This window comes from Nostoc sp. ATCC 53789, assembly GCF_009873495.1.
GTDB lineage: Bacteria > Cyanobacteriota > Cyanobacteriia > Cyanobacteriales > Nostocaceae > Nostoc > Nostoc muscorum_A.
In genome coordinates, this window is the sequence record NZ_CP046703.1 from 1,804,821 (window position 1) to 1,827,879 (window position 23,059).

Here is a 23,059-nt window from a genome sequence, read left to right on the forward strand (position 1 = left end):
CCACTACTCCGGTGGCAGTTTTACGATCGCAAACCAAAAATTTTCTATTGATTGTACAATTTTAACGAATTGATCGAAATCTACTGGCTTAGTTATATAACAGTTTGCACATAAATTATATGCTTTGAGGATGTCTTCTTCAGCTTGGGAAGTCGTCAGAATTACCACAGGAATTCGCTTGAGCTTTTCATCTCCTTTGATTTCTGCCAGTACCTCCCGCCCATCTTTTCTGGGGAGATTTAAATCGAGCAACACAATATCGGGATGGACTGCCTTAACATATTTTTCTTGTTTTCGCAAGAATGCCATCGCCTCCACACCATCTTCGACGACGTTGAGGTTAATCGAGATTTTACTATCTTCTAAGGCGATGCGTGTAAGTTGGGCATCGCCAGGATTGTCCTCTACTAACAAAACCTCAATAGGCATAATCGCTGTTATAACGCTCACGATTGCTTACCTGCTCTATCTGGAATTGTGAAGTAGAAAGTCGAGCCTTGACCCGGTTTCGATTCAACCCAGATCCTGCCGCCGTGACGTTCTATAATTTTTTTACAAATTGCCAGACCAATTCCAGTACCAGGATACTTGTCTCTACCGTGCAAGCGCTGAAAAATTATAAAAATACGTTCTGCATACTGGGATTCCAAACCAATCCCATTATCACGTATCGAGAATAACCATTCATCTGCCAATGGTATAGAATTTAAACTTTCTTTGTCTGAGTTTGGATTTGGCTTGGCTACCCCAATGTGAATTTGTGGCTGCTGATTCTGGCAAAATTTGATCGCGTTGCCAATCAGGTTTTGAAATACTTGTGTGAGTTGGGTAGTATCAGCCATCACTTCAGGAAGAGGTTCGTGAGTGACAATTGCCTGATTATCTGCGATCGCAATTTGGAGATTAGCGATCGCCTGCTGTAAGATGACATCACAATCAACTAACTTAAATGGCTGTCCACGGGTGCTGACGCGGGAATAGTTCAACAAATCGTTGATTAGGGTCTGCATTCGCCGCGCCCCATCTACTGCGTAGGTGATAAACTGATCGGCATTGGCATCAAGTTGATTTTTGTATCTTCGCTCTAGTAGCTGTAAATAACTTGTTACCATCCGTAACGGCTCTTGTAAGTCATGGGAAGCCACATAAGCAAACTGTTCCAATTCCGCATTAGAACGGACTAGTTCTTGACTTTGCTGGGTTTCTTTTTCTAATAGTTGCGCTTGAGATAAAGCAATGCCAATTTGATTAGCTAGTAGCTTTAACAACTCCGTCTCAAAGTTATTCCACTTTCGAGGTGCGGCACACTGATGAGCCAGCAACAAGCCCCAAATGCCATCTCTGACGAGAATTGGTACAACGAGATTAGCTCTGACAGCAAACTGCTGAAGAAATTCTCGATGGCATGGTTGAATGTGAGCAGTTTCAATGTCTTCCATAGCACTGACTCTGCCCTGGCGATATCTTTCTATGTATTCTTCTTTAAAGCAGGGGTCAAAAAGATTTTTTCTCAGAATTACGGGCCAACCAGGTATCACCGCCTCTTGCACTACTGTTCCCGAACCATCAGACTCTAGTCGAAAAATTAAAACTCGGTCAGCTTGGAGTAATTTTTGTACCTCTGTCACCGTGGTTTGAAGAATTTCATCTATTTGTAAAGATTCTCGAATTTTCAGGGTGATTTCTGCAAATAATTGCGATCGCAAATTCTGCCGCTTTAATTCTTCATCTGCCTGCTTGCGATCTGTGATATCTGTATAAGAACCCACCATTCGAACTATATCACCCAATGCGTCCCAAAGTGCTTGTCCTCGATCTAGAATCCATTTATAGCTGCCGTCTTGGCACTGGACTCGATATTCACAGACATAAAACGGTGTTTTCTTGGCAAAGTGGTCTTGGAAGGCTTGAAGTACCCAATCTCGCTCATCGGGGTGGATTCGTTTTATCCATTCGTCCCAACCGTTGGAAACTTCGTGGTCTTTATAACCGAGTATTTCCTTCCACCGAGTTGAGAAGAACACTTCATTAGTCTTAAGGTTCCAATCCCAAATGCCATCATTATTACCATGTAATGCTAATTGCCAACGTTCTTCACTTTCTCGTAGTGCTTCTACTGTTCGCCGCCGTTCAGTAATGTCTTGAAAATAAATAGACAAGCCGTCTTTTGCAGGATAGGCATGGACTTGAAGCCAGCAGTTTAGTGGTGGATAAAACTCCTCAAATTCCACACTCACCTGTTCTAAGATTGCCCTGTGATACTCACGGTAAAATGTTGTGCCGATAATTTCTGGAAACACTTCCCAGATGTTTTTACCCAGAAGCTCATTTTGTTTTTTTTGCAACAGCCGTTCTGCTTGACCATTAATGTAGGTGAATCGCGACTTTTTATCCAGGGCAAAAAACCCATCAGTGATGCTTTCAAGAAGATTATTGATGCGGGTTCTCGCAGCTTCCGACTGGACGCGGGCTGCTTGCTCCTGTGCCATGAGCTTTTCAGTAACTTCAGATACCTCAGTTACATAACGCCTAAGTTCTAGTTGGTCGATTACCAAGCGACTCAGAGCCACAAGCGCCTCTACTTGTTTTTGGCTCAATTCTTTTGGAACTTGGTCAATTACACACAGAGTTCCCAGCATATCTCCCTTGGGAGTAATTAAGGGTACACCTGCATAAAACCGTACATAAGGATAGCCAGTTACTACCGGATTATTTGCTAATTTTTCGTCAGCTAGGGTATCAGGAACCACCACAACGTTACGCCGCTCTTGGCAAAGGTAAGATAACCCAATACTCCGGGGCATTTCTGATACATCTAAACCTACTTTTGCCTTAAACCATTGACGGTTTTCATCAATAAAATTTACCAAAGAGATAGAAGTACCACAAATAAATGCTGCTAACTGAGCAAGATTGTCGTAAGCTTCTTCGGGTTCAGTGTCAAGAATTTGATACTGGCGGAGGGCTTCTAGCCGCGCTATTTCTGTATCAATTTGTCCAGCTTTCATTAATTTTTATGAAAAATCTAAATGTAATATTTCAGTCAACAGGATGACTGTCTCAAGAGTAGCTTAACTTTTGTTAACAATTATTAGTCATTTCCCCGCCTTTGGCTGTTCAGGGAATTCTGTTTCAATTTTGTCGTACTTCTACGGCAGGCGGGTACGCCATCGCACTAATCCTAGTGTAAACAAATTTAGTCGGCATGATGAGATTTAATTGTTGCAGACTATCTGCTAGTCATTTGTCACTACATCAAAGGTTGTGGTGAGAAAAATCATGATTTTGTTGATGAAAATCATGATTTTTTGATGAAAACCTTAGTTTTATTTCTGAATTCTGCTGTAAGTAAGTTGGCGCGAAAAAAGTCAAGTATGTTACGAAACGTAAATAGGCTTAAAACCCTTACTGATGACAAATGACAAATGACCAATGACAGTTAGCTTTAATTGCGCCGACCAACTTAACTGTTAAACCTCTACCAAAACTGCTTCCCGCAGCTTGGCAATTACATCACTCACATTACCTGTGTTCATACGGTAACTCAGAGGATGGGCAATCAACCGCGCTGTGCTTTCATACAGGGTAGCGATTTCAATTAAACCATTTTCGCGCATAGTCCGCCCTGTAGAAACCAAATCCACGATCGCTTCTGACATTCCAGTAATCGGGCCTAATTCCACTGAACCATACAACGGTACGATTTCCACGGGTAAATCTAGACTGTGAAAATATTCACGAGCGCAATTCACATATTTTGAAGCAACTCTACCATGCGGTGGTAAATCTAAAGGCGATCGGTAAGAACTTGATGCTTGTACCGCCACTGACATCCGACAATACCCAAACTGCAAATCTACCAAGTGGGCGACTTGCGGCTGCTTCTCCCGCAGCACATCGTAACCAACAACACCCAGTTGTGCTTGACCATATTCTACATAGACAGGCACATCCTGCGCCCGCACCAACAAAGCTTTTGCAAGTCCCTTAGTATCAGGAATTTGAAGTTGGCGAGTTCCTGAATCTAAAAAAGCGCTAAAATCTAATCCCACAGATTGTAGCAAGCGGATGCTATTTTTAAGGAGTTCCCCTTTTGGCAATGCAACAGTCAGCATTCTTTTTCTTAATATCCTTGGCGATCCAGCAGTTGAATAATATCTCTATATGCTTACCACAGCAGCATGAGAATTTTATTAGTTGATGATGAAGTTGAACTAACTGAACCCTTGAGTCGCTTGTTGACTCGTGAGGGTTACATTGTGGATGCCGCTTTCGATGGCACAATTGGCAGCGAATATGCACAAGTAGGCAGTTATGACCTACTAATTTTAGATTGGATGCTACCAGGAAAAACGGGGTTAGAAATTTGTCAGCAATTGCGACGACAAGGCAAAACCACTCCCGTGCTGTTTCTCACAGCTAAAGATACTCTCGATGACCGTGTAGAAGGTTTAGATGCTGGCGCGGATGACTATTTAGTTAAACCTTTTGAACTGCGTGAGTTACTAGCTAGAGTCCGGGCTTTATTGCGTCGTTCTGGTTCCCAAACCTATGAAACCACCACCGGACGTTTAACCGTCGCTGATTTAGAACTAGATTGTGAAAATCAAGTCGCCTATCGCCAAGGACGAATAATTGAGCTATCGCAAAAAGAAAGCCAGTTGCTGCAATATTTTATGGAACACACTGGACAGCTAATGACTCATGCCCAAATTATGGAAAATTTGTGGCAAGAGGAAGAACAACCCAGTAGTAATGTGATTGCAGCATTAATTCGTTTGCTGCGTCGTAAGATTGAGGTAGGTAGAGAAACTGCACTGATTCACACAGTCTACGGCAAAGGCTATCGTTTCGGTGCTTCCTCTGTGGAGTCTGTTTAGCCTGGATTTCTCACAAGTGAGAAATCCAAGGGGTGTGGGAGGTGTGGGAGGATGGGGAAGAAATCTGACCCCGCACACTCCCCACACTCCCCACACTCCCCACACTCCCCACACTCCCCTTCCCTGCAAGGGAAGGGGCTGGGGGTTAGGTCTGTATTTAACTCAACCCAGAAGCGCTATAACTTAGTAAGAAAATCATAGTTTTGCCAAAATTTCTTCCCACTCAGAGGGCGAGAGGGGTTGTAACTCTATCTGCATATTAAAACAATCACTAGCTGCGGTGATTAAATCTGCAATAATCTTTTCCACACTCAGACTTTGAGGTAGTTGTACAGTAGTAAAAGATTCTGCACCAAATACTTGAGCAAACAGTTCAGCATCGGGTTGCAAACGGATGGAACCATGTTGCAAAATTGCCCTACTACGTCGCAGTTGAGCGCTACCAATGAGTTTGGTACCATCTGCCAAAACTAAATCTGCACTGGTTGCTGTGCCAAAACAGTTAGGGTTGTGGATGTAACCTCGCCCTTCTGTACCGTAATGTAATTCTACGCCGAGCGATCGCCATCCTTGAATCAAAAACTCACAAATTTTTTCGTACACCTGGAGGCGACTACCCGTAATTCCAGATGTGACTACAGCGTAAGTTAAATCACCTTGGTGTAATACGGCCCGTCCACCAGTAGGACGTTGCACTAAATCTAATTTCTGCCCTTGCCAAGTCAAATTTTGCCAATATTCAGGGTATTGGCGTTGATGATAGCCAAGAGAAATGGCAGATGGCGACCAGGTATAAAAGCGCAGAGTTGACGGATGCTTTCCAGACTGGTGCTGTTCTAGTAACCAGTTGTCAATGGCCATTTGCACATTACCAGCCGCCTCTAGCAAAGGAATTAGTCGCCACACCAGCTTGCTATACATCTAATGCAGTATCAGCCCAATCCAAAATCTAAAATTCCTTAAGTTGCACCAAATTCAGTTTGTAAGGCTTCATCGTTGTTATCAGCGATTGTTGCCACAATGGTAATGAGCCGAGACACTTCGCCAGGAGATAACTCCGCTAAGGTGCGTGTTGAGATCACAACCACTCTGTTTTCTATAATACCAAAACGCGCTTCAAAAGTGCTGGAGCAGTTCAACTCCAACAGATAACGCAGCAATCTGGGTTCATCTTTAGCAGGTAAATTTAGCACCGCAGACCAAACCGTTATGGTGTCTTCATCGGTTGTACCGTTGAGTTGGACATATACCTGCACACTTCCATACTTAAACTTCCAGAGATAGCCACCCTCTGGAGTATGGCTAACCATCGCACTATCATCTTGTTCTAAAGAGTCGATGACATTTTCAATCACCTCCAGATGGTTAATGCCTGTTGTCTCGGCGATTAGCTCATTAATGGATTCGTCACTAGTTACGGTTTCTTGGTAGCTTGCCATACAGATTTTTTTCTCAATATACTCGCTGTTTCATCTACACATACTTTATAACTTGTGGAGGCAGTTAGTTTGAGCTTACTTTTGGGTCTACTTTCACTCTAGACAATTCGGGGGCAGGGAGCAGGGAGTAAAATAAGTTACCCCTGATAAATGCAAAGGCTTGCCTTCCGCCTCTGTCAGGGCATAATCTCCATTTCGTCACTTGGTAAGAGGAAGTATTACGGGCTTGATGATTTGCTTAGATTTATAGTGGGCTAAATTTATACAGCAAGATCCTAAAAGCAATTCAGGCACAGGGTAGTACTTTACTTGCATTCCACAGAAGTAGCATTTCTCCATTTTGTCAATGTACATAATTCCTAATTTGTCATTTTATTAGCTTCCAAGAGTAAGCCATATTGCTACTCTGCCAATCTGAAACAATTGCAGCTATTATTTCTTCGCGCTCATCTGATCCTTGGTTGATAGCTTCAACTAAATCATTAAAAGTTTCTTCGTTTATAGGGATTTTCACTTCCCATTGCCCTTGATCGCTATCGTAATCATCTGAGTCCTCAAAGGTTACTTTGATATATTTTTCTTGAGTCATAATTCCTTTTTTGTCACTTCAAGCCTTTAACTAATTCTCTAAACAGTAACCTTGCTCCTTTGGCTGCAATCCGATTCCTAACAAGCTTCACAGGACGGCCCGCAGCTTTTTCAGTGTCTAACTGTTCCCCCAAAGTTTTACCAATATCATTCTTGAGGCGCGATCGCTTCGGTTCAATTCTCGTAAATACCCACTGCCACAAAGACTTACGGCACAAATCTGAACCGCCCACTACTTTAGATTTACGGCTATCTCCTGACGCTTCCATTGAGGGAGCAGCGCCCAAAGCTTTCTGAAATCTTCTCAATGAAAGGTGGCGTTTGGTAGGCTTTTTAGAATTTCGCCCCTGGCGTATCCTCACCTCTGGTTTACCATCTGCATCTAGGAATCCCTCAATCGGGTAAATCTGGGAAATGATGACCGATGAAAGGCGATCGCCAAACCCAAACATTTTAAAAACTGTGCGGTAATGCTCAAATCGTGAATCAGCAAGCAGTTCTCGTAACTCTGCCTCGATGACGTATTCCTCACTTTGGAGATTGCAGATCCTCAAAGCGTGTTGGCGAACGGTGTCAGTGATGCCCAAGCCTACTGTTTGGGAGTAAAGGCAGTCATAACGCTTACTTTTGCGAATTCCAGCAAGCCAACCCCAGAGCAAAGGTGGTTCACCAGATTCACCCCGCCGGGACTTTACTAGTGCAACTTCTGGAAACTGCCACGCTAAATCTTGACGCACCCGATTCATGATCGGAGACTGAACGCGATTCAGGTGAGCCAGTCGCAAAACTAGTTCTCGAATTCTGACTATTTCGCGATCGCGAATTTGGACAAATCGACGCGGGTCTTGTTGGTAATCAAAGTAGTAACAAGCCAGTGCCAGAGCGTCTGCATCATCATCTTTATCAGGTAGTGCCAGGTGATTCGCTCGATAATTTCGTAATTCCTTGTGACCTACTAACCTCACTTCTACCCCGGCACGGGCTAAATGAGTGCCCCAAAGCTTGCTGTAATTATTGCCAGTCGGCTCCAGTAATGCAATATCCGCGTTGAGGGCGAGTAAATCTTGAATTCCCTTTGCATCAGCGCTCAACTTAAAGAACGGACATTCATAATAAAATTGACGTGGATCTTCGGGCTTCTCCGTAAGCAGACAAACCGAAACTGAGGACTTGCTAACATCAAGCCCTAAAATTCTAATCATTCAGTTCTCCTCTGGGTGGTTTCGTCTTGTCCCTGATGCCATGCCTGCGAATCACCCGAAGGCCACAAAAGCCTAGTTCACTCTCAAGGCAAAACCAGAAGTTACCGCTTCTGGTGACATAGGGGAGGGAACAGCATATTCACAGCAGCCGAGCTTATGAAAGTAGGAAAGCCAATTGAGCTTGATTCCAAATAAAAGCCCTAAGCTGCTGTGTGTATGTGCTGTACGTCTGATTTGGACTCAGACCGCGACATGAGCAGCGCTCACGTTTCGCCGGCGAGTCAGTCCGGCTCATCAGGCTACATATATCCAGTACCTTTACAAGTTGTGCATTTACTGGGTTGGCTGTCGTTGACGTAAGCATAAATTAATCCTGTACCCCAACAATCGGGGCAACTTACAGATTCGTCATAATCTGGATCGTCTTCATCGTTACCCCAAACTGTTGAGCAACTCTCACATTTATAAAAACCAAAAGCAGAATCATATCTGGTTTCTTGAGAGCCACAATTAATGCAATTCGGTGTTTTGATATCTCCTGTCATGTTTCTAAAATGTGATATTTTTTACTTGTTGGAATCGATTAATCAAATGCGATCGCACTCCTCGAAAGCGCGATCGCTTTTGAATTAGCTAACCGTCTGCTTTTCAAGAATTACCGTGCCATGCTCATCTTTGACGCTAACGGCACTTATCGGGGAGTTCTGGAGGATTTTTACTTCATTGGGGAAGTGTGCTTGTAACTCAACCTGGCTCATCTCAAAACTTCTGTTTACATCTGCATCCCCGCTATCGTGAGTTAAAGTAACTCGAAAATCACCACTCATTTTGTTTACCCTCCGAACTGTTTTCTTAACCGCTCCAAGAGCGCTGCCCCCTCCCCATAGCGGCGGCCAGTGAAGCCCAGCACCTCAGTTACGATCGCACTATCGCTTTTTCCCTCCCCAACGCGCCCAATTAGCCGCCAAAGTACCCGATCGTTTTCCGAACAATTTTCTTCTAAATCGGCTCCAGAAGCGGGTTTGAGGTCATTTTCAACCCGTTTTTGGGGTTGGATCGCGTTGTCGCAGTAAGGTTGTACTATGGTTGAACCACCGCGCACTGTTGCGGCTTTCATCTCCCTATATGGAGGGAGTTTTAAGGGCTGATCGTCGAGCAAACAGTGTGACTGGTCTTGTTTTAACCAGTTGATAAGCTGTTCATTTTTCAACGATTTGGCGTGGGCTAGAGCCTTTTTACCCAAGCGAATACGGAAGAAAGCATCCGCTAAATCTGATTTACCCTCAAGTCCCCAGGCTGCAACCCGGTCATACTGCGAGAGCAAAACTGTGAACCGTCGAGCTTTACGACCTCTACGCGCGTGACGTTCTAGCCATTCGCCGGAACTGCTTACTTTTGAAACCAGTTCGGGGTACTCCTCAACGATGATCACGCGCTCAGTACCGACTAAAGCAGCGTCGCCGCGCTCCTCGCGGATTTTCATCTGTTTAGACAAGTCTTCCAGATCCTCAGCCATTCCTTGGTCGATAGCAACCCAGTTCTCGCCTTTACCAGTGACCTCAAGCCCTTGCCAGTCGGTCGGTGTCCCCTCGCATTCGTAGACGCGAACGCGGCCGCCGATAGTGTAGGCAAGGTATTGGGCTAGCGTTGACTTGCCGGTCCCCATCTCGCCGATGATCATTACCTGTTTACCTTCAATGGCGGCGATGATATCGGTGATGATTTCCAGTGGTTCCTCAACCACAGCAGCGCTTGCTTCAATGACTTGGGACATCGGAACCCCTGCGTAGGGCAAAGCATCGTAAACTTTCAGGAGTTTTTTAACGGCGTTTTCTGTTGCTTGGCAGATGGTAATACCCAGCTTCAAAGCAGCTGTGACACCGTAAAGGCTGAAAAGCCCAAGAGAAAACACTACACGACCCAGACCCCAGGCACAATAACGCCCAAGGGTTTTGGCATTAGGCAAGTGCATCTCTACCCAAGTGTGTGCATTGGCAGTTTTGGGAGGGGCCGCAACCTTGATATCTATTAGATCATTTCCCATACTGCACCTCAATTTTCAAGTAAAAAGGGTGCTGGCTTTGCTGTTTGCAAAGTGCAATGATGCCGATGATCAACGCTGCCAGGGTGAAAAAGAGAATGACAATTTGGTTCATTCCTCATCCTCCGATTTTGTCTCCCCTGCTCCCTGCTCCCTTTCTCGGAGTGCTTTGCAAGTTTCTGGGTAGGTTTTGCGATCCATCCGGCGGATGGACTCCTGCACATCTGCTGGTTCCAGCTTGAGCGCTTCATTTATTGCGATCGCAGCAGCTAACCACGGACTACGCTCTTGAGTCATGGTTTCACCTCAATTTCAGAAACTTTAATTGGTGGCGGATCGATTTCACAGCTTAGATAAACGAGCGCTGTATAAGCATCACCCACAGTCAAATCTGGGTAATATCCTTTTTTTATCAAAGCCTCGTAGTCTGGATGAATGCTGATTTCACCAATTAGCAATGAGGCTTCAGTTATTAGTTGAGAGAGTGTTTTCATCCGCCGATCCTTGGATACATGAAGGAGTTAGTCGATGAACCCTCGCGGGCTACCAGTTCATCCTCTGGGGTATCGGCTATGATTTCAGCCCAGCCGGTTTTGTCGTTGTTGCGGATGTTCCTTTCTGCGATCGCACCCAGCCCAGGACGGGCTGATTCAAATTCGTCAACTACTTTTTGTTGTTTGGGTGTTAGTTGTTGGTCGTTCATGGTAAGTTTTGGTTAGGTAGAGACGGTATTAATTTGCCGTCGAACAGGCTCCAGGTCATGACTGGGGCTTGTTTTGTCTTGGATGGTTGGATAGTGAAACTCGAAAGCAGCGACCGCCGCCAACCATCATCGCCTCACGATCCGCAAGGCGAACGGCTTTGCTACGACTGACTTTCATCATCGGAAATGAACCATCCGGCGAAAGACTGAACATTTCGTAATTCTTCAAAGAAACCCATTCGATTGCTGTTCTGTCAGCTAGCGCCGAATACTCGACTTGATTCATATCTGCGGCCGAGGCTGCACTGGGTAAAGATGGCAAAGGTCGTCTTGTTGCTCTATCTCTCTTGGGCTTATCCTCGGACTTGTTGTCGGTCTTTGGTGCTGCTTTAGTGCCATTACTAGTGGCTTCTAGTGCTTCCATAGTCATTGCATACTAGGGTCATAGTGGGTCTTAAGTGCCTGCATACTGGGTTTATAGTCACGCTTATGCGGCACTTAAATAGGTCTTAAGTGGCACTTAAAGCTGTGTATACAGGTGTTTAACTACTGCGTTAGCGTAGCTCGCCGCAGGCATCGCAGTTGAGTCATTTTTGTTAAATGCTTGTTATCACTGGGTTTGAGCGTTTTTTAGTTGGGTTTCCCTTTGACTTTTACCCTCCCTTGTTAGTAAATAGTTCCTCCAACTGGGACATTTCGGCTTCTTCTTCGGGCGTTATCTCTGGCAGAGGACGGGCCATTATCTCTGTCAGCGTCTTTATTCGTGGGTCTTTGGTGGCTGGTTTGGATATCAACTCCTCTAGTTCAGCTAACTCGCGTTCTTCTTCGGCCGTTATCTCTGGCAGGGGACGAGCCATGATTTCAGTCAGTGTCTTTTTTTGATTTTCCATTTTTAGTTACTAGTAATCAGTCATTGGGCATCAGTCAAAGGGTGTTCCGCGCAAGGTCAAGGCGCGGGTGCTTGCTCCGGTTGCAACGCGAACTGTCAGGCGTTGGGGAGCGATGTTGTGTTGCAAAATAAGTTGTATGCGTGTACAACTAAATATAAGCTAATACAATGCGCGTTAAAAGTCAACATTGTATGCGTATACAATAAGAGGTAGTGCATGGGTATAACTAATGCGGAAGCCGATCCACGGACAAAGGAAGAAGAGCTTGAATCTGACAATATCTCCAGAAGCTCATCAGCTGCTAGAGGAGAAATCAGTCTTACTGGGACTGAGCAAGAGCGAGTTCATAGAGAGGGTAGCTCGCGATCAAGCATCTTCAACCCAGGACAAAGAGTTACTGGGAAAATGCTCGATCACCTGATCGGCGAATACGAAGATCAGGTGATTGCTAAAAGAAATGAGATAACTACAATTGAAGCCAAGATCAAAGAACTCCAGTTACTCAGAGAGGAACTAGAGGAACAGCCAGAGGAATAATGTAAATAAAACCGTCCTACCCACTGTGGGTAGGACGGTTTTATTTGTTGCGATCGCGCTCCTCATTTCACTAGAGTACGATCGCCGATTGTTTAGAAATGCCAAAAAGCCACCTAAAATTGCACTTCCGGGTGGCTTCCTGACTCAAAATAACTAACAGTATCATGACAGAAAATAGTTTAAAAATCAATCTTCCTTGGACGGAAGAACACGAAGCATTCTGCTACAAACATCATATTTGCCCTGCTGCTAAATCACTTTGGCAATGGCTAATGAGGCAGGGTGTAATAGCCGAAGAAGTAGAACCAGATTTATCAGAATTCAATGCCACAGTAGCCAAAGCAAGAGGTAAAGGATACTCACACAATTACCTCAAGAAAATATTCGACCAGCTAGTAGAACACAGAGTTATCCAAGTCGTTAAACAGTACAGTTGGAAGATATTTAAGTTACTTGTAAGACCCCTCGAATGGTTAAAACCACCCAGGAAGAAGCGAGAAAAAAACTTACAAAACCATAATTTAAGTTACAAATCAGACCCCTCAAATGATAAATCTGCCGTTCCGGGTGATATACAGCAGCAGCATTCTAATTCCGATATCAACTTAGAGACTCTGGCAGAAGCGGGTATACATTATGACTCCTCCGAGAAAGAAGTCCTTGAACGTCCAACTAATGAGATTAAGTTAGCAATTTTAATGCTTAATCTCCGTGGTGGTTTAGATAAAATTCTTAATCCAGAAGGATTTATACGGCGATGTTTACGTGCGCGTTGGTGGGAGTTCCCGCGCAATTACAATCATTTACTTTCTATGTTTGGGAATTCTACAGAATGGGATGAATTATTCCCCTCTGGTTAATTCCTATTCCTATGTATAAAAAAACGGCCGTTAGAGCGGCCGCGAATTCTATTACTTCAAAAACATTATGAAACATAATTCTGATGTGCCTGGGCAATTAGCATTATTTGCAATTGCACCAACTGAAGAAAGGACTACCGTTCATGATCCTTACTGGGATGAAATACTTGCGCCCCAACAAGACGACCCAGAACAGAGGTGGAATCCTGCTGATTTTGGAGAAGTCCCACGCAAATTAAGTGACAACGGACAACTGACAATTTTCTTTGATGACAGTGACGAGCCACCAGACCCAGACGATTTTAAAAATTTGAATGATTATCATCAAGCCTGGTCTGAGTGGCGTACACGTGTTGGGGCGCAAGTTACTTCAAACACTGTTCCAACCACAGTAGAAACTCTTGTTGGTGGGAAGGTTACATTAGCTACCCAAAAAGTTGCGCCCCAACACGATACCCACTGGATAGAGAAGTACTGGGTTGAGCGGTCTGGTAATAAATATTGGTATTTTCGGTACTGCTGGATGAAGGGCCGTAAGAAAAATCGCTGCTACATCGGCAGTGTGGACAGTATCAAGGCTAAACAGAAACGGGAATTGGTCGAAATTGCGATCGCAGATGGTAAATTACCAATTGAAATTGAGAAACTAATCCAAGGCTGGAAACATGAGCCGTCCACTATGCCCAAAGTGCCAGGGAATGCGCGTTTTCAAGAACGGTAGCTACAAGCTATCTAGTGGCTTCCTAAAACAGCGCTGGTTCTGCCAAGCTTGTCGGCAAGGTTTTATTCCTTCAATAGTTCAGGAGACTCCTGAACCAATTTCTGAAACCTCCGCAGTTCATCCCATGCACGGGTGCTAGTGTCCAGCTTCCTAGAATTCTGGTTAGGGTGGTAATTGTGGCGTTTAAATTCGATATACCGCTCAATCAGCCCAAGGGTGAATTCCTGTAGAAAATCCCCTTTCAGCATGGGGATATTACGAGATTTATCAGATTTCAGCTTGGCATCTACCGCTCTAGCGTAAGCCAAAATGTCACTCTTAAGCACAATCGGCACGCGGATCAATGTGGTTTTCCCGCCGTTCCAAGTGCTGCATGATTCCCAGGTTGTGCGAGTCCGTCCCATGTAGGTAAAGCGCCGTGTTACACGGCAATATTACCATTCCCCATTCCCTGTTCCCTATTCCCCATTCCCTGTTCCCTATTCCCCAATGCCCAATGACTAATGACTAATGACTAATGACTAATGACTAATGAAAAGCGATCGCGCTCATAAGCCAAAGTGCGATCGCAGTTGTTGCATTATTTTGTGAGTAAAACATCTATTGGTTTGAGCTTATCCGCCCCAGTAAGCTTTGTCACAGATTAGGGTAAACCTGGTCAACTTCATCCCATGCCTGGTTAGCAAGATATTCAAGTGCCATAGCCAGGTACAGAGGGTGGTCGTATTCGCCTTGCTGCAAGCGGTCGAAGAATATCTCAATTTGCAGGAATAGGAGTTTGGTATTCATAGAGTTGCGATCGCGCCTTCGAGGTCACAATCAGTAACGTCAATGTAAACTGCCAACATCTTCAAATCCGCATATCCCAATAGCTTTTGAATAATTCGCAACGAAACACCGTTACGAGCCAGATGGGTTACAAAGCTCCGGCGGCTGGAATGAGTGCTTAGTCCGCGGCTCTCCAAGCCAGCTTTTTGCACTGCCTCCCGAAACACCATATCCGCATATCTCAGAGAGATGTGCTTGATAATTTCCCCTTCGGTGTAGCTCCTTTTGGAAGGAAATAACCACTCCGAATCTGGATCTTCTGGAGTGTATGCTTTCAACGCTTCATGAAGAGTTGGGTGTACTGGCACTTGTCTAGTTTTCTGAAGTTTCTTTTTCCCCCCTACAGCCTTGCGAGTGCGGGCCCGAAAAGTAATCAACTTAAGTGGGTTGCCCTCAGCATCGTAAAGATCCGCAATTTTCATTTGCACCAGTGCCCCCCACCTTTCCCCCGTGAACCATGCCAAGTCTAAAAGCAATTTGTATTTTTGGCTGTGGATGTTATTACGGATTCGAGAATATTCTTTAGCCGTAAAAACAGCCGCTTGTCCATTGCGGTTGTTTTTCATAGAATTATTTTGATGTTCTGACTTCTGGATTAACCATTGTGAGGTGTTAATCTGGAAGTTTTTATTTTTCAGGTATTACCTAAATCCGCATCAATCCTAATCACAGCAATGGTTTAGCGTCGTCCGTGAAACTTCCGGTTTTACATAAAAGTGGAACATTTACTTATTTTTTAATTAGCAATACAACGGATTTATTCACTTCATCAAAAATCCGTTTTTATGGCAGAACTAACTCTTGCACAAGTATTCGGAACCAATGCCACCCAAGACGCTACAACAATCACTATCTACAAAGCCGATTTACCAAGATTGTCACCTGCCTCTGTCAATACTGCTGAAAGTCTGTTAACTGGCATCATTCTTAAAAGTCAGGTACAGCTTACCAAGGCAAACTTTGACGCGAATATTGACCAAAGCGTTTACATTGATTCTGGTTTCCCAGGATTCGCATTCCGTGGCACGGACAATACATCTTATCGGGTTGATTCTCTAACAGTTTCACTCGCAAAAATCGACACATCTTCTATTATTGACCCCGATGATTACTAATCTCAATCGATTATCCCTTGCTGATTTATTTGGTGAGGAAGCAACACAGGATGCGACGGTACTTGTAATTCAGAAAAGCGATTTACTTCGATTAACACCACAGGTCAACAATACCGCCGAAAGTCTACTAGCAGCGATTCTCGTTACTGCGTTCTCTGCGTTCTCTGACGCGATTACAACTGAGGACGATCAATCAATTACCACTGAAGACGGTTTTCCTCTGACATTTGATAACTCTGAAGCTTTTGAGTTAATCAAAATCATTGGATGGACACCGTTTCAATTTGTTAGGGGCAATCAAAAATATATCAATAATCAAGTAATTATCGAAGCTTATGGTACAGATTAAAGACCTTGCGATTACAAAAACTAGTGCAGAGGATACAGACTTATTTGTACTTCAAAACCCTACAACAGGTGAGACGTACAGTATTACGAAAGCTGATTTATTCTCAGGTTTATCTAGCGGTGGCGGTAGTGGAACGGATGAAACTGCCCTTACATATAGTTCAAACGGCGACGATAACGGGCTGTTTTATTATTTGGGTACAAACGGCAAAACAACATTCTGGGTTAACCCCGCCACGACATCAGCGTTGATTGTAACTGCAAGCAGTACAGAGGGCGGTTCCCCTGTTGGTCTATCAGACAGATCAGCGAGTGAATACTACTCGAACATCAGCGCTAACAACTGGATTAAGTATCAGATTGACACTGGAAAGAAACTGAAATGCAACTATTACAGCATACGGAGCCGGGCTAATAACGTAGATTATTATCCTCGCAATTGGATTTTACAAGGCAGTAACGATGGTAGTACTTGGACGGATTTAGATACTCAAGTTAACAATACGACCATTTCAAGTATTAGTCAGTGGCTTTCATTGCCTGTCACATCTACAACGGCTTACTCGTATTTCCGATTACTGCAAAATGGCGTTGATTCCTCTGGTGTAGGCTATCTCTGTTTAGGTGAAATCGAGTTATACGGATTATATTATTAAGCGAAATACAGAAATGTCTTATTGTCAAATAGGGGATAAAACCGCTACTGTCACTTATCAATTTCGTGGAGATTCTGAGAGATTTTTTAAGTCTAACGTTGTACCTATCAATGTGGCATTGACTCGTGAAAATGAACAACCTGGGCACTGGACTCTAGACACTTACGACGACATCACAACATCATATATTTTTACCTATGATGGACTTGAATCAGAATCCCCACTCGCTACCGGAAGGCAAATAAGAACGAGTAGTACCAATAGATTGATATCAGCCGATGATAATGCTTCCGCCGGCAATGTTCGCATAAGAAGCGCAGTTTTCACCCCAAGTAAGGGCGTTGGTTACACGATAAAAGTATTCAATGCCAACACCAGCGAAATATTATTTCAAGATTTCAAAGAAGGTGAAATACCGCCTAAATATACCGTTGCTTGTGGTGATGGATGCCCAGAAGGTTTTTGCCGATGTACAACTCCTGGCTATCCCGGTTATTGCTGCTTAGACTGCAATTCTACAGCCGCATCTATTCGCTTTATTACTAATGATTTGAAGGGGAGAAATGGCTGATTCATGTAGCAGCTTGGCAGCAGAAATTGCAGCACTTAGGGCAGAAATCGCACGCATTCCTAAAGTCGATGAAAATCGAATAATACAATCTACTCGTGCAGCTTTGCAACCTGATATAACAACAGCAGTAGCGGCGGGAGGTGTAGTAGTTGTTAATAAATTGAAGCCACAAATTGACGCTGGGCTAGAGAAAGCAAGAGAAGCATTAACTAAAGCTTTTAAAGTCGAAACCACAGCAAATAATGCCCAAAGTGAAGCGCTTAAAGCAACAAACGAAGCACTTAGAGCAAAGCGCGATGCTGTAGAAGCATCAAATAAAGCAATTAGAGCGCAGGGAACAGCCGATACTGCTGAGATAAGCGCAGCAGGGGCAACACGTTCGGCAGGTGAAGCAAAAGCGACCGGGAACAATGCTTTTGACAAAGCGAAATATGCTGAACAAAAAGCAGAATTATCTAAAGCGCAGGCTGATAGGGCGTTTTCTAAAGCGAACGCTGTTGAAGACATAGCAAAAACTGCTTCAAAAGAAAGTCAACTAGCGAAAGGATTGGCGAATCAAGCGGATGGGAAGGCAACAGGGGCGGTATCTAAAGCGGCAACAGCATCAAAAGACGCATTGAGGGCATCATCTGATGTAACCGGCTTGAAAGGTGTAGTCGATGGTTTTAAGGCAAGAGTAGGGCAGTTAGGGGAACTTATCACCAAGGTAGAAAAAACAGCAGGTAATGCTTTAACCAATGCCGCAAAAGCGATTGGTATTAGTGGAGAAGCGCTAGCTGCGACAGGAAGATTAGCAGGCAGGATATTTGAGGCTTTTAATTTAATAGCTACGATATTTACGCTAATTGAGCAATTAGCAACCCTCAATATTTTGGGCGGTAGAATTGACGCGCTTGAAGCGGGTCTTGTCGCTCTTGGTAATAGCGTATCGGGCATTCTTGGGAAGCTTTTAGGATTACAAAATCGCATTAAAGCAAATGAAGCTTCGATAACCGAAGTCCGGGGAATTGCAATTGATGCCAGAGGGATAGGCGAAGCGGCGAACCTTAAAGCAGGGGCTGCCCAAGTCACGGCAGCACGCGCACAGGGAGTGGCGGATACTGCAATCAGTAATGCCAAGCAAGCGCAAACGACAGCAGACGGTGCAGTGCAAAATGCAGCACGAGCGAATGAAAATGCTACAACGGCATATCAGAAGGCGACAGAGGCGGAAGGCATTGGGCAACAAGCAAAGCGGCTTGGTGGCGAAGCTTTGTCCAAGGCAGGAACCGCACTTACTACCGCTCTATCTGCGATCGCACTCGTGCAAACCGTGCGAGGTTTAAAGGGCTTGAAGGGTGATAAAGGTGATCAAGGTATCCCAGGTATTAGAGGCTTACAAGGTATTCCAGGCACACCGGGTATCAATGGAGTTACTGCCGTTGTCACGTTACCGGGTACACCCGGAGTGCCGGGGCGTGATGGGAGGAATGGTATTAATGGTTTTCCAGGTAGACAAGGCATCCCAGGCGCTCAAGGTACACCCGGTAGGGACGGCATTAACGGCATTAACGGTATCAATGGTAGGGATGGGATTGACGTGAACCCAGCAGAAACGGCAAGTTTAAGAGCGTTGATTGTACAGCAACACGCTGAGACAAGGGCAAATATTAACGGTACATCGTCGGGGCTGGTCAACGGCGTTAAGGCATTTTTCACGGGTCAACTTGCGGCGATAACAACGTTAATTACAGCGATTGCAACGAATACATACGTTGAGAAAGCGCTTGCAGTGCTTACATTTGCTGCAACAGTGCATAACGCTTTGATGTTATCGAATAACCTCGGACAGACGTTGATATCAATCATCGATCAGGTGACAGGCTTCATCCTGCCAAAAGGTATCAACGGTCAACCGATAAGTATTAGCAACGTTATTGGACAAGCAGTACACGAGGTCGTCGCCAATACCGTTGGGGAACAGTACGCAACTGGCTTGAATGAGAATTTCCAAAAAGCAAACAGGATCTATCAAGCAGCGTCAAACGTTTTTAATCAAGTTACAAACCTCGGAGGTATTCTGACAGCCGGGATGGAAGTTATTGGCGGTAACGTCGGCAAAATTGGCAATGCACTTCGCAAGGGTGGGGTACTGCTTGAAGATGCCTATGGATGGATGAACCCACAACCAAACCTTAAGGGCAAGTTTTTTAACTTCTTGAATACATCGAATGAGCAAGCACAAGCTATTGCAATGGTTGTTGCAATACCAATTGCAATTAAAGCAGCAGCAGGTGATATAGACGACAGCGTAAAGGTCATTAAGCGTGAGATTTCCCAGACCGATCCAACAGATGATCACGGAAACCCGATCCGCGATGAACTTGGCAACGTCATTCATTACAAGCCAGGACTCGAAATACCAATTCCGATCGTACAAGCGGCGGCAGGAGATCAAGCGAAAGCCGACTCAACAAATTTCCTTGAATTGGTGCTTGAAGATATTTTAGATGGAGGTGATTAATTAAATGGTAATCACTCCCGCACCACCACCGGATGATAAGCTCCCGGATAATTTCGACCCTTTTGAACATCTTCAAAAGATATATATCCCGCAACATAACGCCATAGTCAACCGATATTTTTCAGACCTTGGCGATGATTGGAAACCAAACATTGCATCAGCCAGAAGCGCCCTAAGAGTAGCCTGCACGATGGTCGACAATGACAATCAGCTAATGATGAGCCTGCGACATCATTTGTTGTTTGACTTATTAGGGTATAGCAAAAAGAATTTAGCTATATTTTATGGCAGCAGCCTTGATACAGCCCTGCCTGTCTCAGGACATCCTCAATTATTTCTATACTTTTCACAAGATTCTCAAGCAGTCCCAGTAAATGGCAAGCGCTTAGATCATGAAAAATCATGTAGATTGACTCGCTATGCTTCTAAAGCGGGGCAAGCTCTGCCAGCCATTACAAAAGCCAATTTAATTGAGATAGCTAGAGAAATAAAAACTCAATTTGTGGAAGGTAAAAAAGGACTTGTTTACACTTCTGGAAAAATATCAGTAAGTTACACAGATCCACCAAATGGATTTCCTAGAGGCGGACGCTGGCTAGTTAATTCTAAAAGTGAAGCAATTAGCCTTTATCAAAAATTATGCAACATTGTTGACCGACCATTTGACCTCAACAAAATTAACGTTATTACCCCAGAGAAAGACAGTAGCACCCAAGCTTCAACTCAAACTGAGACTATCTTGGGTAAGCAGTACAAAGAACCTGCATATAGACCAGTTGCTAACCTGCGATTCCGTTATGCTTATGTTAGTTTTGGGGGTTCAGCATCGCCAATTTTCCTGATAGATACTACTTTTAGAAATACAGCACTTATTGCGTAAATTACTTAGAAATGTTTTTATATTCCTGGACATAGGGAAATGTATAACATTTCCAAGTCACGGAACACTGTTTAGACCGTGCTAGTTATTGATTATTCAATTGCTACACAATTTTTGAATTTAGTTTATGGCTACAAGAGTTGCCGGTGTTGAGAATGTGCCTCATATTGTTGGCACAGGAGACAATCGAGTTTTATTAGTTCTGCCCGATGTTTATTCTACAGTCGGAGCTGCTTTAGGAATAGTCAAACTCACGGGTGATCCCCCCGCAGGCGTTCCCTCTACAACGGTTGGTAGAGCAGTCACAGATGGTTTAATCCGCAAAATTAAAGTCTCTTATATTGGTGCAAATACCAAGCGTAAGACTGCAACTTTAATTGTTGCGGGTGACAAAGCTATGCAAGCACGCGCATCTTTGATTGGCAGCACTTATAACAGTTTCAAGATTAAAACTGCTTACTACCCAACCAGAATTCAACTTGGGTAATTTATGCCCAAACTGCAAAAGTATTATATTACCGATGCGGGGTTCGACAAGCTCTATTTTAAGTCAACGGCTGGGCTTTATTACAGCATCGGTGGTAGTGTTACTGGTATTTATCCAGCACCAGACAATGAATTAGATAACCCAGAAGCTTCAGTTAAAAACCTTCTAAATTCAGGTTTACTAATTCGCCTCAATGCAACCGTTTTGATAAACGGTAAAAGGCGTTCATTAAACTTGCTTTGCAATAGGTTAGTTTTCCCAAATGTTTTAGAGACTGCAATGAATAAAAGCTTTTCTATTACTAATGGAGCTTCTGGAGAAATCAAATCGCTCAATCAACGTATGAGACAAATTTCTAGAGGATAAAATGGCAAAATTAGACAAGTTCACTGCAACTGTTGGTACTGTAAAATATGCTTTTCGGGCTCCGGCTGGGCTGTACGCTGGAACAATTGCGACAGAAACGGGTATAGCTGTAGCTGCGACTGGCGACGAGGATTTACCTGAATATGCAGTCAAGGCACTTTTGCGGAAAGGTATACTACGGCGAGTCTCTGCTATCACCAAAACTTCGGCAGGTAAGCCCAGCCGATTGGGATTGCTTTGTACTAGCGCTAAATTAGCTACTATTCTTGATGCTCTCAAGGGAGATCCTTACACCATTACTGGTGGTGGCAGTGGCACAATTCAGAGCGTTGGTTTTAGCCTGCGCGTTGTCTCCCGTGGCTAATTGGGAGTTAGTTGGGGAATTAACTGTTAGTAATAGCTGGCAGTTATTCCCCAATGATGTAATTTCAGAAGTTTTCCGAATTACAACAATTATTCAAAATTTGGATGATTGGAATAAATGGAAGTTTAAAAGCGCTGCTTATCTTCACTTCTATTACGCTGATGGCAGTACTTCCCCTGCCTACTATATAAAAGTAAATGACACTCCAGTTATTCGAGACTTTGCTATCCCAGCGCCTTTACTAGCGGCAGGATATCAAATCAGAACGCCTGCAATCATCAGGGCTTCTAGATATTTACCAATTACACCTAATTCAAATTTTGCTCAATGGGCTTTAAAATTAGAAGCCTTGATTTAGAGTATGAAAATTCCCGAAGTCCCAACAATAGCCATTAGCAGTTCTTCTAACTCCCCAGGAATCACGCTAACTCTAGAATCTACTGGCATCCTTTTGGGAATATTGGTAAGCGCTTCACTTCTTGGGACTATGGCCGTCCAGTTAATTACAAAAATGAACCGAATCTCATCTTCTATCGCTCAGATAGAGGAAGTTATGAAGGAACACGCTAGAGATGCGGAGAAAATTCGCCAAATCGAGAAAACTTTAGATTTGCATATTCAAGAATATGTGAATCGTAAAGATGTAATTCAAATGGTGCTTGGACAGCTAGACCAAAAGATTAACCATAAATTCAAGCGCCTGCTTTTTTACACCAGAGATGTACAGCGATTTTTGCAGAAAGACACTAACTTTAATATTCGAGAGTACGAAGAAAACACCCAGGAAGAATAGTGGACAAAGTTACCCAACCTCTGGATCAAGAAAGATTGCTCACGATCCTAAATGAGCTAAATGCCAAGATGAGCGAGATGATTCAGATCCATGAACTCAGGTACAGCCTTTTGGCAACGCGCATACAAGAGCTAGAAACCGTCAACACTTCACAACGCGATCAGTTATTCAAACGGGTAGAAGAGTTAGAGCAGTTTCAGCGTGAGTACGAAACTCAACAAGAATATGACCGAGATCGCAGTTAGTGCGTTTGGGGATTCCAAATAGCTTGGAATATAGCAAGAATT

35 protein-coding genes are annotated in these 23,059 nt (G+C 44.0%); 16 read left to right on the plus strand and 19 right to left on the minus strand.

Going from position 1 to position 23,059, the window contains the following annotated elements:
• Nucleotides 1–3: 3 nt before the first annotated feature.
• From GJB62_RS07315 to hisG, 3 genes are all read right to left on the minus strand, one after another.
• Nucleotides 4–450 (minus strand): response regulator, encoded by a 447-nt coding sequence (locus GJB62_RS07315; RefSeq protein WP_114082436.1) that lies wholly within the window; start codon nucleotides 448–450, stop codon nucleotides 4–6.
• Nucleotides 447–3,008, minus strand: coding sequence for a GAF domain-containing protein (locus GJB62_RS07320; protein WP_114082435.1), 2,562 nt, complete (start codon nucleotides 3,006–3,008; stop codon nucleotides 447–449). Before GJB62_RS07320 ends, GJB62_RS07315 begins: the two co-directional genes overlap by 4 nt.
• 462 nt (nucleotides 3,009–3,470) lie before the next feature.
• Nucleotides 3,471–4,115, minus strand: a complete 645-nt coding sequence (gene hisG / locus GJB62_RS07325) for an ATP phosphoribosyltransferase (protein WP_114082434.1) — start codon at nucleotides 4,113–4,115, stop codon at nucleotides 3,471–3,473.
• 66 nt (nucleotides 4,116–4,181) lie between these two features.
• On the opposite strand from hisG, the gene rppA reads away from it, so the two are divergent.
• A complete protein-coding gene (gene rppA / locus GJB62_RS07330) occupies nucleotides 4,182–4,880 on the plus strand; it encodes a two-component system response regulator RppA (protein WP_114082433.1) in 699 nt (232 codons plus the stop codon).
• Nucleotides 4,881–5,075: 195 nt separating this feature from the next.
• On the opposite strand, the gene GJB62_RS07335 is transcribed toward rppA, so the two are convergent.
• The 13 genes from GJB62_RS07335 to GJB62_RS07390 all read right to left on the minus strand — a co-directional run bounded on the left by GJB62_RS07335 (nucleotide 5,076) and on the right by GJB62_RS07390 (nucleotide 11,743).
• Nucleotides 5,076–5,801 carry a biotin/lipoate A/B protein ligase family protein gene (locus GJB62_RS07335; protein ID WP_114082431.1) on the minus strand — a complete coding sequence of 242 codons (726 nt, stop codon included), beginning with the start codon at nucleotides 5,799–5,801 and terminating at the stop codon, nucleotides 5,076–5,078.
• Between the two features lie 38 nt (nucleotides 5,802–5,839).
• Nucleotides 5,840–6,319: a YbjN domain-containing protein gene (locus GJB62_RS07340; RefSeq protein ID WP_114082430.1), complete on the minus strand. Its 480-nt coding sequence runs from the start codon at nucleotides 6,317–6,319 to the stop codon at nucleotides 5,840–5,842.
• Nucleotides 6,320–6,686: 367 nt separating this feature from the next.
• Nucleotides 6,687–6,908 (minus strand): hypothetical protein, encoded by a 222-nt coding sequence (locus GJB62_RS07345; protein ID WP_114082429.1) that lies wholly within the window; start codon nucleotides 6,906–6,908, stop codon nucleotides 6,687–6,689.
• Between the two features lie 13 nt (nucleotides 6,909–6,921).
• Nucleotides 6,922–8,109: a transposase gene (locus GJB62_RS07350; protein WP_114082428.1), complete on the minus strand. Its 1,188-nt coding sequence runs from the start codon at nucleotides 8,107–8,109 to the stop codon at nucleotides 6,922–6,924.
• A gap of 299 nt (nucleotides 8,110–8,408) precedes the next feature.
• Complete coding sequence (locus GJB62_RS07355) at nucleotides 8,409–8,654, minus strand: hypothetical protein (protein WP_114082427.1); 246 nt, start codon at nucleotides 8,652–8,654, stop codon at nucleotides 8,409–8,411.
• Nucleotides 8,655–8,738: 84 nt separating this feature from the next.
• Nucleotides 8,739–8,936, minus strand: a complete 198-nt coding sequence (locus GJB62_RS07360) for a hypothetical protein (protein WP_114082426.1) — start codon at nucleotides 8,934–8,936, stop codon at nucleotides 8,739–8,741.
• A gap of 5 nt (nucleotides 8,937–8,941) precedes the next feature.
• The gene (locus GJB62_RS07365) at nucleotides 8,942–10,153 is read right to left on the minus strand and encodes an ATP-binding protein (protein ID WP_114082425.1); all 1,212 of its coding nucleotides are present in this window, start codon (nucleotides 10,151–10,153) and stop codon (nucleotides 8,942–8,944) included.
• Nucleotides 10,143–10,265: a hypothetical protein gene (locus GJB62_RS37975; RefSeq protein ID WP_258551449.1), complete on the minus strand. Its 123-nt coding sequence runs from the start codon at nucleotides 10,263–10,265 to the stop codon at nucleotides 10,143–10,145. The genes GJB62_RS07365 and GJB62_RS37975 overlap by 11 nt, the downstream gene beginning before the upstream one ends.
• Nucleotides 10,262–10,447, minus strand: coding sequence for a hypothetical protein (locus GJB62_RS07370; RefSeq protein ID WP_114082424.1), 186 nt, complete (start codon nucleotides 10,445–10,447; stop codon nucleotides 10,262–10,264). The genes GJB62_RS37975 and GJB62_RS07370 overlap by 4 nt, the downstream gene beginning before the upstream one ends.
• Nucleotides 10,444–10,644 (minus strand): hypothetical protein, encoded by a 201-nt coding sequence (locus GJB62_RS07375; RefSeq protein WP_114082423.1) that lies wholly within the window; start codon nucleotides 10,642–10,644, stop codon nucleotides 10,444–10,446. Before GJB62_RS07375 ends, GJB62_RS07370 begins: the two co-directional genes overlap by 4 nt.
• Nucleotides 10,641–10,853 (minus strand): hypothetical protein, encoded by a 213-nt coding sequence (locus GJB62_RS07380; RefSeq protein ID WP_114082422.1) that lies wholly within the window; start codon nucleotides 10,851–10,853, stop codon nucleotides 10,641–10,643. The genes GJB62_RS07375 and GJB62_RS07380 overlap by 4 nt, the downstream gene beginning before the upstream one ends.
• 55 nt (nucleotides 10,854–10,908) lie before the next feature.
• Nucleotides 10,909–11,283 (minus strand): hypothetical protein, encoded by a 375-nt coding sequence (locus GJB62_RS07385; RefSeq protein WP_114082421.1) that lies wholly within the window; start codon nucleotides 11,281–11,283, stop codon nucleotides 10,909–10,911.
• Nucleotides 11,284–11,506: 223 nt separating this feature from the next.
• Nucleotides 11,507–11,743, minus strand: coding sequence for a hypothetical protein (locus GJB62_RS07390; protein ID WP_114082420.1), 237 nt, complete (start codon nucleotides 11,741–11,743; stop codon nucleotides 11,507–11,509).
• A 216-nt stretch (nucleotides 11,744–11,959) separates the two neighbouring features.
• Between GJB62_RS07390 and GJB62_RS07395 the strand changes: the two genes are divergently transcribed.
• From GJB62_RS07395 to GJB62_RS36935, 3 genes are all read left to right on the plus strand, one after another.
• Complete coding sequence (locus GJB62_RS07395; RefSeq protein ID WP_114082419.1) at nucleotides 11,960–12,280, plus strand: hypothetical protein; 321 nt, start codon at nucleotides 11,960–11,962, stop codon at nucleotides 12,278–12,280.
• Between the two features lie 164 nt (nucleotides 12,281–12,444).
• Nucleotides 12,445–13,140, plus strand: coding sequence for a hypothetical protein (locus GJB62_RS07400; protein ID WP_114082418.1), 696 nt, complete (start codon nucleotides 12,445–12,447; stop codon nucleotides 13,138–13,140).
• Nucleotides 13,141–13,207: 67 nt separating this feature from the next.
• Entirely contained in the window at nucleotides 13,208–13,861 is a 654-nt protein-coding gene (locus GJB62_RS36935) for an Arm DNA-binding domain-containing protein (protein ID WP_181852851.1), read from the plus strand.
• Nucleotides 13,862–13,923: 62 nt separating this feature from the next.
• Here GJB62_RS36935 and GJB62_RS07410 read toward each other — a convergent pair whose 3' ends face one another.
• The 3 genes from GJB62_RS07410 to GJB62_RS07415 all read right to left on the minus strand — a co-directional run bounded on the left by GJB62_RS07410 (nucleotide 13,924) and on the right by GJB62_RS07415 (nucleotide 15,255).
• The gene (locus GJB62_RS07410) at nucleotides 13,924–14,265 is read right to left on the minus strand and encodes a hypothetical protein (protein WP_147262514.1); all 342 of its coding nucleotides are present in this window, start codon (nucleotides 14,263–14,265) and stop codon (nucleotides 13,924–13,926) included.
• Between the two features lie 232 nt (nucleotides 14,266–14,497).
• The gene (locus GJB62_RS36610) at nucleotides 14,498–14,650 is read right to left on the minus strand and encodes a hypothetical protein (RefSeq protein ID WP_167755978.1); all 153 of its coding nucleotides are present in this window, start codon (nucleotides 14,648–14,650) and stop codon (nucleotides 14,498–14,500) included.
• Entirely contained in the window at nucleotides 14,647–15,255 is a 609-nt protein-coding gene (locus tag GJB62_RS07415) for a tyrosine-type recombinase/integrase (RefSeq protein ID WP_114082416.1), read from the minus strand. The genes GJB62_RS36610 and GJB62_RS07415 overlap by 4 nt, the downstream gene beginning before the upstream one ends.
• A 219-nt stretch (nucleotides 15,256–15,474) precedes the next feature.
• Between GJB62_RS07415 and GJB62_RS07420 the strand changes: the two genes are divergently transcribed.
• The 12 genes from GJB62_RS07420 (at nucleotide 15,475) to GJB62_RS07475 (ending at nucleotide 23,017) form a co-directional block, all read left to right on the plus strand.
• Entirely contained in the window at nucleotides 15,475–15,804 is a 330-nt protein-coding gene (locus GJB62_RS07420) for a hypothetical protein (RefSeq protein WP_114082415.1), read from the plus strand.
• Nucleotides 15,794–16,153: a hypothetical protein gene (locus GJB62_RS07425; RefSeq protein ID WP_114082414.1), complete on the plus strand. Its 360-nt coding sequence runs from the start codon at nucleotides 15,794–15,796 to the stop codon at nucleotides 16,151–16,153. The genes GJB62_RS07420 and GJB62_RS07425 overlap by 11 nt, the downstream gene beginning before the upstream one ends.
• Entirely contained in the window at nucleotides 16,140–16,808 is a 669-nt protein-coding gene (locus tag GJB62_RS07430) for a discoidin domain-containing protein (protein WP_114082413.1), read from the plus strand. Before GJB62_RS07425 ends, GJB62_RS07430 begins: the two co-directional genes overlap by 14 nt.
• A gap of 13 nt (nucleotides 16,809–16,821) precedes the next feature.
• On the plus strand, nucleotides 16,822–17,379 hold the full coding sequence (locus tag GJB62_RS07435; protein WP_114082412.1) for a hypothetical protein: 558 nt from the start codon (nucleotides 16,822–16,824) through the stop codon (nucleotides 17,377–17,379).
• Entirely contained in the window at nucleotides 17,372–19,882 is a 2,511-nt protein-coding gene (locus GJB62_RS07440) for a hypothetical protein (protein WP_114082411.1), read from the plus strand. Before GJB62_RS07435 ends, GJB62_RS07440 begins: the two co-directional genes overlap by 8 nt.
• A gap of 4 nt (nucleotides 19,883–19,886) precedes the next feature.
• On the plus strand, nucleotides 19,887–20,762 hold the full coding sequence (locus tag GJB62_RS07445; RefSeq protein ID WP_114082410.1) for a hypothetical protein: 876 nt from the start codon (nucleotides 19,887–19,889) through the stop codon (nucleotides 20,760–20,762).
• A gap of 127 nt (nucleotides 20,763–20,889) precedes the next feature.
• Complete coding sequence (locus GJB62_RS07450) at nucleotides 20,890–21,249, plus strand: hypothetical protein (RefSeq protein WP_114082409.1); 360 nt, start codon at nucleotides 20,890–20,892, stop codon at nucleotides 21,247–21,249.
• Nucleotides 21,250–21,252: 3 nt separating this feature from the next.
• Nucleotides 21,253–21,615 carry a hypothetical protein gene (locus tag GJB62_RS07455; protein WP_114082408.1) on the plus strand — a complete coding sequence of 121 codons (363 nt, stop codon included), beginning with the start codon at nucleotides 21,253–21,255 and terminating at the stop codon, nucleotides 21,613–21,615.
• Between the two features lies 1 nt (nucleotide 21,616).
• Nucleotides 21,617–21,979 (plus strand): hypothetical protein, encoded by a 363-nt coding sequence (locus GJB62_RS07460; RefSeq protein ID WP_114082407.1) that lies wholly within the window; start codon nucleotides 21,617–21,619, stop codon nucleotides 21,977–21,979.
• Nucleotides 21,972–22,337: a hypothetical protein gene (locus GJB62_RS07465; RefSeq protein ID WP_114082406.1), complete on the plus strand. Its 366-nt coding sequence runs from the start codon at nucleotides 21,972–21,974 to the stop codon at nucleotides 22,335–22,337. Before GJB62_RS07460 ends, GJB62_RS07465 begins: the two co-directional genes overlap by 8 nt.
• Before the next feature lie 3 nt (nucleotides 22,338–22,340).
• A complete protein-coding gene (locus GJB62_RS07470) occupies nucleotides 22,341–22,772 on the plus strand; it encodes a hypothetical protein (RefSeq protein ID WP_159402471.1) in 432 nt (143 codons plus the stop codon).
• Entirely contained in the window at nucleotides 22,772–23,017 is a 246-nt protein-coding gene (locus tag GJB62_RS07475; protein WP_114082404.1) for a hypothetical protein, read from the plus strand. The genes GJB62_RS07470 and GJB62_RS07475 overlap by 1 nt, the downstream gene beginning before the upstream one ends.
• Nucleotides 23,018–23,059 lie beyond the last annotated feature (42 nt).

Excerpts from the sequence above, each read along its gene's own strand:
- GJB62_RS07320 (WP_114082435.1), bottom strand. The coding sequence starts at position 3,008 with ATGAAAGCTGGACAAATTGATACAGAAATAGCGCGGCTAGAAGCCCTC.
- hisG (WP_114082434.1), bottom strand. The coding sequence starts at position 4,115 with ATGCTGACTGTTGCATTGCCAAAAGGGGAACTCCTTAAAAATAGCATC.
- rppA (WP_114082433.1), top strand. The coding sequence starts at position 4,182 with ATGAGAATTTTATTAGTTGATGATGAAGTTGAACTAACTGAACCCTTG.
- GJB62_RS07335 (WP_114082431.1), bottom strand. The coding sequence starts at position 5,801 with ATGTATAGCAAGCTGGTGTGGCGACTAATTCCTTTGCTAGAGGCGGCT.
- GJB62_RS07340 (WP_114082430.1), bottom strand. The coding sequence starts at position 6,319 with ATGGCAAGCTACCAAGAAACCGTAACTAGTGACGAATCCATTAATGAG.
- GJB62_RS07345 (WP_114082429.1), bottom strand. The coding sequence starts at position 6,908 with ATGACTCAAGAAAAATATATCAAAGTAACCTTTGAGGACTCAGATGAT.
- GJB62_RS07350 (WP_114082428.1), bottom strand. The coding sequence starts at position 8,109 with ATGATTAGAATTTTAGGGCTTGATGTTAGCAAGTCCTCAGTTTCGGTT.
- GJB62_RS07355 (WP_114082427.1), bottom strand. The coding sequence starts at position 8,654 with ATGACAGGAGATATCAAAACACCGAATTGCATTAATTGTGGCTCTCAA.
- GJB62_RS07360 (WP_114082426.1), bottom strand. The coding sequence starts at position 8,936 with ATGAGTGGTGATTTTCGAGTTACTTTAACTCACGATAGCGGGGATGCA.
- GJB62_RS07365 (WP_114082425.1), bottom strand. The coding sequence starts at position 10,153 with ATGGGAAATGATCTAATAGATATCAAGGTTGCGGCCCCTCCCAAAACT.
- GJB62_RS37975 (WP_258551449.1), bottom strand. The coding sequence starts at position 10,265 with ATGAACCAAATTGTCATTCTCTTTTTCACCCTGGCAGCGTTGATCATC.
- GJB62_RS07370 (WP_114082424.1), bottom strand. The coding sequence starts at position 10,447 with ATGACTCAAGAGCGTAGTCCGTGGTTAGCTGCTGCGATCGCAATAAAT.
- GJB62_RS07375 (WP_114082423.1), bottom strand. The coding sequence starts at position 10,644 with ATGAAAACACTCTCTCAACTAATAACTGAAGCCTCATTGCTAATTGGT.
- GJB62_RS07380 (WP_114082422.1), bottom strand. The coding sequence starts at position 10,853 with ATGAACGACCAACAACTAACACCCAAACAACAAAAAGTAGTTGACGAA.
- GJB62_RS07385 (WP_114082421.1), bottom strand. The coding sequence starts at position 11,283 with ATGACTATGGAAGCACTAGAAGCCACTAGTAATGGCACTAAAGCAGCA.
- GJB62_RS07390 (WP_114082420.1), bottom strand. The coding sequence starts at position 11,743 with ATGGAAAATCAAAAAAAGACACTGACTGAAATCATGGCTCGTCCCCTG.
- GJB62_RS07395 (WP_114082419.1), top strand. The coding sequence starts at position 11,960 with ATGGGTATAACTAATGCGGAAGCCGATCCACGGACAAAGGAAGAAGAG.
- GJB62_RS07400 (WP_114082418.1), top strand. The coding sequence starts at position 12,445 with ATGACAGAAAATAGTTTAAAAATCAATCTTCCTTGGACGGAAGAACAC.
- GJB62_RS36935 (WP_181852851.1), top strand. The coding sequence starts at position 13,208 with ATGAAACATAATTCTGATGTGCCTGGGCAATTAGCATTATTTGCAATT.
- GJB62_RS07410 (WP_147262514.1), bottom strand. The coding sequence starts at position 14,265 with ATGGGACGGACTCGCACAACCTGGGAATCATGCAGCACTTGGAACGGC.
- GJB62_RS36610 (WP_167755978.1), bottom strand. The coding sequence starts at position 14,650 with ATGAATACCAAACTCCTATTCCTGCAAATTGAGATATTCTTCGACCGC.
- GJB62_RS07415 (WP_114082416.1), bottom strand. The coding sequence starts at position 15,255 with ATGAAAAACAACCGCAATGGACAAGCGGCTGTTTTTACGGCTAAAGAA.
- GJB62_RS07420 (WP_114082415.1), top strand. The coding sequence starts at position 15,475 with ATGGCAGAACTAACTCTTGCACAAGTATTCGGAACCAATGCCACCCAA.
- GJB62_RS07425 (WP_114082414.1), top strand. The coding sequence starts at position 15,794 with ATGATTACTAATCTCAATCGATTATCCCTTGCTGATTTATTTGGTGAG.
- GJB62_RS07430 (WP_114082413.1), top strand. The coding sequence starts at position 16,140 with ATGGTACAGATTAAAGACCTTGCGATTACAAAAACTAGTGCAGAGGAT.
- GJB62_RS07435 (WP_114082412.1), top strand. The coding sequence starts at position 16,822 with ATGTCTTATTGTCAAATAGGGGATAAAACCGCTACTGTCACTTATCAA.
- GJB62_RS07440 (WP_114082411.1), top strand. The coding sequence starts at position 17,372 with ATGGCTGATTCATGTAGCAGCTTGGCAGCAGAAATTGCAGCACTTAGG.
- GJB62_RS07445 (WP_114082410.1), top strand. The coding sequence starts at position 19,887 with ATGGTAATCACTCCCGCACCACCACCGGATGATAAGCTCCCGGATAAT.
- GJB62_RS07450 (WP_114082409.1), top strand. The coding sequence starts at position 20,890 with ATGGCTACAAGAGTTGCCGGTGTTGAGAATGTGCCTCATATTGTTGGC.
- GJB62_RS07455 (WP_114082408.1), top strand. The coding sequence starts at position 21,253 with ATGCCCAAACTGCAAAAGTATTATATTACCGATGCGGGGTTCGACAAG.
- GJB62_RS07460 (WP_114082407.1), top strand. The coding sequence starts at position 21,617 with ATGGCAAAATTAGACAAGTTCACTGCAACTGTTGGTACTGTAAAATAT.
- GJB62_RS07470 (WP_159402471.1), top strand. The coding sequence starts at position 22,341 with ATGAAAATTCCCGAAGTCCCAACAATAGCCATTAGCAGTTCTTCTAAC.